Annotated in this window: 9 protein-coding genes; 6 read left to right on the forward strand and 3 right to left on the reverse strand. The window is 65.1% G+C overall.

The features are described 5' to 3' along the window. Positions 1 to 649: 649 nt before the first annotated feature. On the reverse strand, positions 650 to 1,825 hold the full coding sequence (locus QZX62_RS05880) for a PHB depolymerase family esterase (protein ID WP_294172896.1): 1,176 nt from the start codon (positions 1,823 to 1,825) through the stop codon (positions 650 to 652). A 160-nt stretch (positions 1,826 to 1,985) separates the two neighbouring features. On the opposite strand from QZX62_RS05880, the gene QZX62_RS05885 reads away from it, so the two are divergent. Both QZX62_RS05885 and QZX62_RS05890 read left to right on the forward strand, forming a co-directional pair. Beyond that, positions 1,986 to 2,201, forward strand: a complete 216-nt coding sequence (locus tag QZX62_RS05885) for a hypothetical protein (protein ID WP_294172898.1) — start codon at positions 1,986 to 1,988, stop codon at positions 2,199 to 2,201. A gap of 149 nt (positions 2,202 to 2,350) precedes the next feature. Beyond that, complete coding sequence (locus QZX62_RS05890; protein ID WP_294172901.1) at positions 2,351 to 4,384, forward strand: TonB-dependent receptor; 2,034 nt, start codon at positions 2,351 to 2,353, stop codon at positions 4,382 to 4,384. A 93-nt stretch (positions 4,385 to 4,477) separates the two neighbouring features. Here the strand turns inward: QZX62_RS05890 and QZX62_RS05895 are convergent, their stop codons facing one another. Beyond that, complete coding sequence (locus tag QZX62_RS05895; RefSeq protein WP_294172904.1) at positions 4,478 to 4,975, reverse strand: hypothetical protein; 498 nt, start codon at positions 4,973 to 4,975, stop codon at positions 4,478 to 4,480. Positions 4,976 to 5,013: 38 nt separating this feature from the next. Beyond that, the gene (locus QZX62_RS05900) at positions 5,014 to 5,649 is read right to left on the reverse strand and encodes an XRE family transcriptional regulator (protein WP_294172906.1); all 636 of its coding nucleotides are present in this window, start codon (positions 5,647 to 5,649) and stop codon (positions 5,014 to 5,016) included. A 269-nt stretch (positions 5,650 to 5,918) separates the two neighbouring features. Between QZX62_RS05900 and QZX62_RS05905 the strand changes: the two genes are divergently transcribed. The 4 genes from QZX62_RS05905 to QZX62_RS05920 all read left to right on the forward strand — a co-directional run. After that, a complete protein-coding gene (locus tag QZX62_RS05905) occupies positions 5,919 to 7,802 on the forward strand; it encodes a serine hydrolase (protein ID WP_294172908.1) in 1,884 nt (627 codons plus the stop codon). Beyond that, positions 7,802 to 8,812: a dipeptide epimerase gene (locus QZX62_RS05910; protein WP_294172909.1), complete on the forward strand. Its 1,011-nt coding sequence runs from the start codon at positions 7,802 to 7,804 to the stop codon at positions 8,810 to 8,812. The genes QZX62_RS05905 and QZX62_RS05910 overlap by 1 nt, the downstream gene beginning before the upstream one ends. Next, on the forward strand, positions 8,809 to 10,113 hold the full coding sequence (locus tag QZX62_RS05915) for a peptide MFS transporter (protein ID WP_294172910.1): 1,305 nt from the start codon (positions 8,809 to 8,811) through the stop codon (positions 10,111 to 10,113). The genes QZX62_RS05910 and QZX62_RS05915 overlap by 4 nt, the downstream gene beginning before the upstream one ends. A 146-nt stretch (positions 10,114 to 10,259) precedes the next feature. Continuing rightward, a partial coding sequence (locus tag QZX62_RS05920; protein ID WP_294172911.1) for a TonB-dependent receptor plug domain-containing protein occupies positions 10,260 to 11,362 on the forward strand: 1,103 nt, incomplete at its 3' end.

Below are 11,362 nucleotides of genomic sequence, written 5' to 3' on the forward strand. Positions count from 1 at the left end.
GCTGAACGAGCGTCCGCTTGCGGGTGCCGGTGAGCCGCACCGGTACGTCCGTCATGGGCGCAAAGCAGCCGCTCGAGGATCATGAACGATCGGCTGGAATGCTTATTCCGACTCCCAAGAGCGGGCTGACAGCTTTCCACCAGCAAATAACACTTGCACCATTGCTGATGGCGCAGGTCTGACGTTGACGAGAAGTTATCGCTTGGCCATCATCCCATCTCTGAAATCAGGCGACTTTCGCTTCGATGCGTACAGAAGATGAATACAGAGGCTTCACAGCGCGGATATTGGAATGGCTGATTTCAGCCGGTTCTACAAACCAATGACCCCTCCCGTAGGGGTCACCAGCAATCGCAATAGCTTAGCGTCGCCAGGCGAGAAGTCGAGCTACGCTCACCCAAATACTACCTCATAAACGTGGCTGCATCTGCCTAAATCGTGGCGGATCAAACAGCGGCATGTCCCGGGGAAGCGTCGCAGCAGCAAGCCCATTGACCGGAACTCAAGGGAGAAGCTGAGACGAGCCGGTACCAGCCAGCAGACTGCTCACCTCCGCTACGCCGAACGCCGAGACTTGCCTGACAGCGAGACGTCTGCAAGCCGCTTCTGAACGGCTCCAACGCAACATGCGTACTGCAGGCTTTCGCCATCAGTTCATCAGGCCAGCGCTCCTGAGGGCTTTCTCGATCACGTCTTGCACCTTGCTGGTGCGGCTCGGTGCCGAGGGGGTCGCGGGACCACAGGGGAGAATGATAAGGGACTTGATCTCGGCTGGCTTGGCGGTCGGCGGGCGCGCAACGACCCGCGGGCGGTCCCCTGCCCGATCCAGCGCCCAGAAGCCGATGATCTGCCGCGTCGACGAGATCCCGACATCCAGCATGTAAGGACCGGCGGCCTCGCCTGCGTTCGCCGGAACCGCGTCGAGCGGAGTGCCATGCCCCATGTTCCTGATGCTATACTCCTCGATCACCGCCGCGCCATGGTGGTCGCGCCAGACCCGGCGTTGCTGGCCGGCGACCGTCTCGGTTGCGCTTGGGGATGCGGCAACACCGTGCAACCCGCGCCACTGCTCGATCAGCGCTGCTGCGTTGCTTGCATCCACCGTCCGATCGCTGCTGCCGTGCCAAACCGACAGGACAGGCCATTTGCCGTTATGGTTGGACGCCGACCTTACGAGCTGGGTCAACTGCCCAGGTCCGGACCCTGCGTTCCCACGCATCCGCTCGAATGCCTCCGGGACGGTTGTGGCGGTGCCAAACGGAAGGCCGGCGATCACCGCCCCGCCGGCGAACAGCTCGGGGTAAGTGGCCAGCATGACGGCCGCCATTGCACCGCCGGCCGAAAGGCCCGTGATGTACACGCGTTGGCCGTCGAGTCCGTGGCGGGCGCACATGGCCTGCACCATTTGCGCGATCGACAGAGCCTCGCCGCCGCCGCGGCTCGCATCGGCTGGAGAGAACCAGTTGAAGCAGAGATTCGGATTGTTGGCCCGCTGCTGCTCCGGGAACACCAGAGCAAAGCCATGCTCATCGGCGGCATCGATCCAGCCGGCACCGCGATTGTAGCTGCTGGCGGATTGAGTACAGCCATGAAGGACGACAACCAACGGCGCGCCGGCACCGAGATCCTCCGGAACGTAGGACCGGGCAAGCAGATCGCCAGGGTTCGAGCCAAACTCCTCGAACGCCTTCAGTCTTCTGTCCGGCTCTTCGGTTAAGGAATTGGGCCGTCGGTTTCGCAGGGCGCTCAGGCGGGTGATCGTGTCATGAAGGCCGGGAATGTTCGTTCTCCTGCGCCGATAATGGCACCTGCACCAACAGCTCACGAGCGGATTTGCTGCACTGCAGCATAAATAAGCTATCGTCAGCCAAGGAGGCGGTGATGGTCGGGTCGGCTCCCGCGACGACGGACACGGACACGATGGCGGTTCTGTCCACCCAGCCCACACCGCTGCTCGCCGGCGTGACCACAACCGCCGGGGACTGGTGCTGAGCGGCGACCTGAATGGCAGCAAGACGGCTCTTGATACGCGCAACGGCAAGCAGCTGTGGAAGCAAAACGCGGGTGCGCCGATCGGCGGCGGGGTGATCACCTATCTCGCGGGTGGCAAGCAGTATATCGCCGGCGCAGTCGGCCACACGTCCGGCAAGTGGAAGACCAAGGGCGGCAATGCGAAGGTGGCAGTCTATGCCATGCCCTAGCCGCCCGAGCAGAAGCTTCGCGGAGTTGCATAATTAGACCGATGCTGACCGATGAACCGAGTAGCCGGCGGTATCCGAAGACAGAAAGATCGTCCCCGCCGGCGTCCTGCCGTACCGGTTCGATAGGCCTGCTCGTTCTCCTCACGGCGTTGATCGCCGGTCCCGCTCTCGGCCAGACTCAACCGCCCGCGACAGGCGAAGTCATAATCGTTACCGGGCGCGGCCTTCCCGAGGCGCTCGGGGAAAGCGTCTATGACACGACCCGGATCGATCGCGAGCGGCTGACGGAGTCGGCCAGCAACCGGCTTGAGGACATCCTGCGCGACGTGCCGGGCTTTCAGCTGTTCCGGCGCTCGGACTCGCGTTCGGCCAATCCAACCAGCCAGGGCGCGACCTTGCGCGCGCTGGGCGGCAATGCTTCGAGCCGCGCGCTGCTGATCCTTGATGGGGTGCCGCAGACCGACCCGTTCGGGGGCTGGGTGAGCTGGCCGGCCTACTCTCCGCAGCGGCTCGGCCTCGTCCGCGTGACCCGCGGCGGCGGGACCGGAGCCAACGGCGCGGGGGCGCTTGCGGGAACCATTGAGCTGTTCAGCGCGACGCCTGCGCAGCTCCGCGGCATTCGTGGAGCCATCGCCTACGGCAGCCGCGACAGCCTCGACGCTGAGGCGGGCCTGGGCGTATCGCTGGGGGCAGGCTTCGTCTCCGCCTCGGCCAGCTACGCCCGCGGTGACGGGTTCGTCCCTGTCGTCGAGGAGCAGCGCGGTGCCGTCGATCGCTCCTCCCCCTATGAGCAGACGAGCGTGTCGGTGCGCGCGGTGGCGCCGGTCTCAAGCACCATCGAGTTCCAGTCGAGCGGGCGGTGGTTCTCGGACAATCGCGAGCGCGGAACGGCGTTCAGCGGTATCTCCACCCAGGGCTTGGATGGAGCGGTGCGGCTGGTCAGGAACGGGCGCTGGCGCTGGTCGGCGCTTGGCTATGTGCAGACGCGGCAGTTTCGGAACAGCTTCGCTGGGGTGAATGCTGGTCGAACGTCGGTTTCGCGCGTGTCGGAACAGCATGATGTACCCTCCGCCGGCTATGGCGTGCGGGCCGAAGTGCGGCCGCCGCTCGGTAAACTCGAGCTCCGGTTCGGCGGCGAGTGGCGCGAGACGGAGGGGGAGACGCGCGAGCGCTTCAACTTCCAGAACGGCGCTGCAACCCGCAGCCGCGAGACTGGTGGGCGCACCCGGACGCTCGGCGCCTTCACCGAGGCTGCCTGGCAGTCCGGCGCGCTGACGTTGTCCGGTGGCGCGCGCTTGGACCGCTGGCGGATCAGCAGCGGTTTCCTCGACGAGCGCGTGCTCGCGACCGGCGCGATGCTGAACGACGTGAACTTTGCCGATCGTTCCGGATGGGCGGGTACCGCCCGCACCGGAGTCGCCTGGCGCGCGGCCGACGCGATCACGTTGCGGACCGCAGCCTATCTTGGCTGGCGGCTGCCGACCCTTAACGAGCTTTATCGTCCCTTCCGCGTTGGCGCCGACGCCACGGCAGCTAACGCACGGCTTGCGCCCGAGCGGCTGCGCGGCATCGAAGCAGGCGTTGAGTATCGCCCGACCGGCGACGGCCGGGTCGGCGTTACCGTCTTTGCCAACCGTTTGGAGGACGCGATCGCGAACGTCACCTTGGGGCGCGGGCCGGGCGTTTTTCCCGGGGCTGGCTTTGTCGCTGATGGCGGCGAGTACCGCCAACGCCGCAATCTGGATGCCATCCGAAGCAAGGGCATCGAAGTGGATGGGCGGCTAGACTTTGGCAGTTGGTCGTTGGCGGGCGGCTACAGCTTCGCCGACGCCCGGGTGGATGCAAGCGGGCCCGCGCTGCCGCTCCATGGCCTGCGTCCGGCCCAAACCCCGAAGCACAGCTTGTCTTCCACCTTGGGCTGGCGGGGCTCGGGAGATGTCCGGGCTTCGCTCAGCGCGCGCTTCGTGTCGTCCCAGTTTGAGGACGACCTCAACGCGCAGCGGCTCCCCGACGCGCTCACCTTTGATGCAACGGCTTCACTGCCCCTCACCCGTGCACTCGCCCTCGAAGCTCGCGCCGAAAACTTCACGAACAAGCGGGTAGTGGCGGCCATCAACGGCGCCGGGGTGATCGAGCGAGCAACGCCACGAACTCTCTGGATTGGACTCCGCCTGCGCGACTGAGGTCAGTTTCCGCTCTCCCGGCCGAAACTCCTCCACGGCCGCATCGATCATACTTCCTAGCTCCGGGGGTTGGGAGCGATCCGGGACGCGGCCTTAACTGCCAGACTTCGTTGGGCCGCGCCTTACGTAATGGACTTCGCCAGCCTGCTGCCAGGGGCCGCCCTCCACCGACCGATCAAGGGTGATGCGCAGACGCCCGTCGGGTTGCGGCAGCAACCGGGTAGTAAGCCGGGCTTGTTTGCCGTCCATCTGCTGTTCGTCCGTGAACACAAGGCCGCGGTCGCCAGCCGGGTAGCCGTATTGCACGCGGCTGGCGCCATTGTTTCCGTAGCTCTGGTAGGTGAAGCGGCGGTCCTTTTCCGAATAGCCGACGATGGCCTCCACCCTGGTACCGTCTGCGCTGTCGGTAAGGCTGCACACGACGAAAGCGCGGCGGTCGTACCACACGCAGGAGTCGCGGTAGCTCGCCTCCTTCCCCACGCGGGTCCAGTCGCCGATCAATGCGCTCAATCGAGCGTCGATCTCGGGCGGGTGCACCGGCCTGTTTGGGGGAGCTGCGAGCGCTGCCGACCAGAGAAGAACTCCAAGCACGCCGTACCTCCTAAGCTAGCCTCACCCGCGAGGGATGCTCATGCCGCGTTTCTTTGTTCTTCATGGATGCTCATGAGCGAGTGCAGCAGCTCGTCCTCGGCACTCGACATGACCCCAAGCACCTCGGCCTCGTCGCAGCCTTCGGCCGCCAGATAGGCATGACCCATGGTGGAATCGATGTAGATCGACTGACCTTTGGTGAGCACGACGGGATCGTAGAATTCGGTGTTCACTACAATGGTGCCGTCCAGCACGAAGACGAACTCCTCGCCGACGTGGCGAACCAAGTCGCCGAATTCCTGGCTGCTCTTCGCGCGGATCTTGGTGATGACCGGGATCATCCGCTTGCGGCGGAGTTCGGTGCACAGATAGTAATAGTCGTAGTTCGGGGTCTCCACCCGCACGGCCTCGTCGAACTTGCCGATGCTCCGCCTGGCAGTCACCGTCGAAGGTGCCTCCTCCCCCTTCTCGGCGAACAGCTCTGACATGCGCAGTCCCAGGCGCTGGCTGACCTGCACCAGCTTGTCGTAGGTCAAGGTGAGCCTGTCATGCTCGACCTTGGACAGCGTCGATACCGGGATGCCGCTCTTGTCGCTCATCTGCTTGAGCGTCCAGCCCTCGCGGTTGCGCAGGTTCCGAAGCAGTTCGCCAAGGGTGGGCAATGAAGCAGACATAGGGCGAAACATCCGGAGTTGACCAATTATCCAATCAGGATAACAGTGTCCTAATCGGAACACGCGCTAGTGTATGAGGTACGCACCCATACGGCAAGCCGCGCGGAGTGATCAGGGGAGGCACGAAGATGCGGCTTTGGCAGCGGGTAAGCGCGGGCTTGGTGGCGGTACTAGTCGGTGCCGGAGCGGTGGCGCAAAGCATGGCGCCGCTGTCCCCGTCTCTGTCGCCAACAACTCGTGCGCCGACGCCGGCTTCGCCACAACAGCCGGTGGCCGCAGCCGGGGGCGAACGGCCGCAGCTGACGAAGTCGGACGTTGATGCCTGGCTCGACGGTTACATGCCTTATGCGCTGAACGCGGGCGACATCCCGGGTGCGGTGGTAGTGATTGTGAGGGACGGGCAGATCCTCACCGCGCGAGGGTTCGGCTATGCGGACGTCGACAAGCGCACACCGGTCGACCCGGAACGGACGCTGTTCAGGCCGGGCTCGGTGTCCAAGCTGACGATCTGGACTGCCGTCATGCAGCAGGTGGAGCAGGGCAAGATCGACCTTGACCGGGACGTCAACGCCTACCTGGACTTCCGGATTCCGCCGCGTGATGGTCAGCCGGTCACGATGCGCCAGCTGCTCACGCATACCGGCGGCTTCGAGGAAACCGCCAAGAGCATCATCTTCTACGATCCGAAGTTGCAGGTGCCGCTCGGCGACTACCTCAAGGGCTCGTTGCCGAACCGGATCTTCGCGCCCGGCACGACCCCGGCCTATTCCAACTGGGGCACCGCTCTCGCCGGTTACATCGTCCAGCGGACCTCGGGCGAGGAGCTGCAGAACTATCTCGATCGGCACGTCTTCGCACCGCTCGGGATGGCACATTCAACCCTCCGTCAGCCGCTTCCGCGGCACCTCGCTCCACATATGGCGACCGGCTACCAGGAAGCTGGCGGCAAGCCGCTCGGGTTCGAGCATATCGGCCCTTGGCCGGCCGGATCCCAGTCTTCCTCCGGCACCGACATGGCGCGGTTCATGATCTCGCACCTGGCAAACGGGCGCGGGCTGCTGAAGCCGCAAACGGCGGCCACCATGCACAACAGCCCGCTCGACAAGGTAAATCCGCTTTCCGTCCTGTCTCCGCTTAACCGGATGGAGCTGGGCTTCTTCGAGACCAACGTGAACGGGCGGTCGGTCATCGGCCATCTTGGCGATACGGAGGCCTTTCACTCCTCGCTGCACCTGTTCATGAACGAGAACACCGGGCTGTTCGCCTCGTTCAACAGCGGCGGAAAGGACGGCGCCGTGGGTCCGCTCCGCAAGGCCGTCTTCATGGATTTCGCGGACCGCTACTTCCCCGGCAACACGCCGCCGCAGGGGCGCGTCGACGCCGCTACCGCGCGCAAGCACGCCGAGATGATGGCCGGCGAGTGGCAAGCCAGCCGCCGGTGGGATACCCACTACTTCTCGATCCTCCGCTTACTCGGCCCGACCGTCGTTAGCGTTGGCGAGAATGGCGAGCTGGTCATCCCAGCGCTGCTGGCGGCCAACGGCCGCCCTCAACAGTGGGTCGAGGTCGCGCCCTTTCTGTGGCGCGACAAGTTCGGCGATGACCGGCTCAGGGCCAGGGTCGTGGACGGCAAAGTCGTGCGTTGGTCGACCGACTTCTTCTCGCCCTTCATGGTGCTCGAGCGCGTTCCTGCCAGCCGAGCCGCCTCCTGGATCTTGCCTTTGCTGGGCCTCGCCGTTCTGGTGCTGGTGCTCACCCTCATCGCCTGGCCGGTCGGCTGGTGGAACCGCCGCCGCTACAAGGCCGAGCACCCGCTGAGCGGGCGACCCTTGAAGGTGCACCGCACCGTTCAGTATACGGGGCTCGCAACCTTGCTCGTCCTGGCCGGATGGGTCACCGCCTTCACCCTGGCACTGAGCGCAGCACGCAACCTCACCGGCGGCCTCGATCCGCTGCTGTGGATCCTGCAGGTTGCCGGATTGATCGCCTTTATCGCTTTTGTGGCGACGACCGCTTGGAACCTGTGGACGGCGTTCACCCACAGCAGCCGCTGGACGCGCAAGCTGTGGGCCGTGCTGCTGTTCCTGAGCGCATCGGTCATCCTCTACGTCGCCTGGCGCTTTGGCCTGTTCGCCATGACGGTGAACTACTGATGCCGAGGCTGTCCCTCCACGCCGTAACCGAGCAGGTGCGGCTGGCTAAGCCGTTCCGCATCTCGGGCCACGTGTTCGATCATTCGGATGTGGTCGTCGTGACCTTGAGCAACGGCGGGAACGAGGCCCGCGGCGAAGGCGGCGGCGTCTACTATCTCGGAGACAACGCGGCCCATATGCAGGCCGCCATCGAGGCAGCCCGCCCGGCCATCGAAGCGGGCATCGGCCGCGACGAATTGCGCGCGCTGATGCCCGCAGGCGGCGGCCGCAATGCGGTCGATTGCGCCTTGTGGGAACTGGAGGCCATGCAGGCCGGGGCGGCTGCCTGGCAGTTGGCCGGCCAGGCCGAGCCGAAGCCGCTGCGCACGACCTTCACCCTCGGCGCCGACACGCCCGAGGTGATGGCGCAGGGCGCGCGCGACTATGCCGATGCCAAGTCGATCAAGTGCAAGCTGACGGGCGACCTCGCGCTCGACATTGAGCGGGTGCAGGCGATCCGGGCGGCGCGGCCCGATGCCTGGCTGGGTGTCGATGGCAACCAGGGGTTCAAGCGTTCCGAACTGGAGACGCTGACCAAGGCGCTCGCTGCGGCGGACGTGTCCTTGCTCGAACAACCGCTGGCGCGCGGAAGCGAAGCTGACCTTGAAGGCTTCGACTCGCCGATCCCGGTCGCCGGCGACGAGAGCATCCTGACCCTCGACGATGTCGCGGGTGCACTGGGCCGCTTCGACGTGATCAACATCAAGCTCGACAAGTGCGGCGGGCTGACCGAAGGCCTGCTGATGGCCGCGGAAGCGCGTCGTCTCGGCCTGGGCGTGATGGTCGGAAACATGATTGGGACCAGCCTGGCGATGGCGCCCGCTTATGTCCTGGGACAAGGCTGCGACATCGTCGATCTGGATGGGCCGACTTTCCTGGCGGAGGACCGTCGGCCAAGCGTCCGCTACCACGATGGCATGATCTCCAGCGGTCCGGAAGTTTGGGGCGGCGGCCGGGGTACTGCCGGGTGAACGCCACGGCGGCAGCGGCGGCACCGCGCGGCGACTGGTTCGGGCAGCCGCGTGGCCTGACGGTCCTGTTCCTCACCAACATGTGGGAACAGTTTTCCTACTACGGCATGCGGGCGTTGCTGGTCTATTACATGACCAAGGAGCTGCTCTTCTCGCAGCAGCAATCGTCCTTCATCTATGGCCTTTATACCGCCTGCGCTTACTTCACGCCGATCGTCGGCGGGGTGATCGCGGACCGCTACCTCGGCAAGAAACGAGCAGTGATCGCGGGCGCGAGCATCATGGCCGTTGGCCATTTCATGATGGCCTTCGAACCGTTGTTCTACGCCGCATTGGCGACCATCGCGATCGGAAACGGGCTGTTCCTGCCGAGCCTGCCGAGCCAGGTCGGCGACCTGTACCGGCGCGACGATCCCCGACGCGGCTGGGCGTTCAATGTTTACTACGTCGGCATCAACATCGGCGGTTTCCTGGCGCCACTGGTCTGCGGCACGCTGGGCGAGATCTATGGGTGGCACTATGGATTCGGCGCCGCGGGGATCGGAATGGTCGCCGGCCTGCTGATCTACCTGGCGGGGCAGCGCTACCTTCCCGCCGAGCAGCCGCGCCTCGTCACGGAGGAGGTCAAGCGCAGCCGGGTCGGCTTCAATCGCGACACGATCCTGTTGCTGGTCGGCATCGCGCTGGCAGTGACGGTGTTTCGCGGGGCCTATGAGCAGGTCGGCAACACCGTTGCCTTGTGGGCCGACAGCGGCATCGATCGCGCGGTCGGTGCCTTCACCATCCCGATGACCTGGTTCCAGTCGCTCAACCCGCTATTCGTGATGCTGATGACCCCGCCCCTGCTGGCCTACTGGGGACGCCGCGCGACGGTCGATGCACACAACCTGCTGGTCCGTCGCATGGCGATCGGCGCGGCCATCGTTTCCGCCGCCTACCTGCTGATCGCCGGCGTGGCCGCCGCCAACGGCGGGAACAGCGCCAACTGGACCTGGCTTGCGCTGTTCTTCGTCATCTTCACCTTCGGCGAGCTGTTCATCCTGCCCACCGGCCTCGGCCTGTTCGCGCGGCTCGCGCCCGAGCATCTGGGTGCCACCACCGTCGCCGCCTGGTTCCTGGTGATCTTCAGCGGCAGCCTCAGCGCCGGCCTGGTCGGCACGCTGTGGAGCAGCATGACACCTGCGCCGTACTTTCTCCTGCTGGCCGGCATTGCAGCCGCGTCTGCCGTGCTGCTGCTGCTGCTGACAAGGCCCGCAGCGAAGCTTCAGCGTGATCGACGCGCAAACCCCGAACAGGATTGACACTTTTCCGATTAGGACATTACGATCCCGATCGGGTAATGACATCCAGCGTATGAAAGTTGCCGGTGCATTCGCCGGACCCAGCGTGGACATCGCCATCGGGCGGCCGATCGCACCCACAACTGCTCTGAGGGGAGAACTAACCGATGACTTACCGCCACATGGCCAAGCTGATGTCGACCGCGACGCTGATGATCGGTGTTGCCGCACCTGCCTACGCCGCTCAGCCCGTCCCCGAAGAGCAGGAAGCGCAAGCCGCCAACCAAGAGGTCAACACCCGCACGCCTGCTGATGACAACCAGCCAACGGAGATCGTGGTGACAGCGCAGAAGCGCGCGCAAACGCTGATCGACGTGCCTCAGGCAGTGTCCGTTATCGGTGGCGCAGCGCTTGAACAGCAGCATGCCGACACCTTCAGCGACTATCTTAAGCTCGTGCCTGGCCTGCAGATCGACGAAAGCACGCCCGGCGCGAGCCGGCTGATCGTGCGCGGCGTCAACACGGGGGGCGTGGCCTCGACCGTGGGCGTGTACGTGGACGAGACGCCCTTCGGCTCAAGCAGCGGCCTGGCCAACGGCGCCGTGCTGGCTGGCGACTTCGACACCTTCGACCTGGACCGGATCGAGGTGCTGCGCGGGCCGCAGGGCACCTTCTACGGCGCGAGTTCCCTCAGCGGCGTGCTCAAGTTCATCACCCGGCTTCCGTCCACAACGGGCGTTACAGTCCGCGGCCGGGTCGGCGTCGAGGCGGTCGATGGTGGCGACATGGGTTACTACGGCAATCTCGCCGCCAATCTGCCGCTGACCGACGACCTCGCCTTCCGCGCGTCCGGCACATACCGCAAGAACGGCGGCTTCATCGACTCGATCGGCACCGGCGGATCGGACCGCGCGAAGAACATCAACGACTCCAAGAGTTACGGCGGCCGCGGATCACTGCTGTACCGGCCTACGGACGCTATCTCGTTGCGACTGTCGGCGATCGTGCAGAACATCAAGGCTGACGCGTCCAGCGTCATCGAGAGTGATCCGGATACTCTGGAACGGCTCTACGGACGCCTGAGCCAGTCGCAGTTCATCCCCCAATTCACCGACGTCAAATATCGTGTCTACAACGGCACCGCCACCTTCGACCTCGGGTTTGCCGACCTGACCAGCTCGACCAGCTACGGCACGCAGAAGCAGCAACTGCGCGGCGATCTGACCAATGGGCTCAGTCCGCTGATCACCACCATCTTCGGCGTGCCGAA

This window comes from uncultured Sphingomonas sp., from assembly GCF_902806265.1.
Lineage (GTDB): Bacteria > Pseudomonadota > Alphaproteobacteria > Sphingomonadales > Sphingomonadaceae > Sphingomicrobium.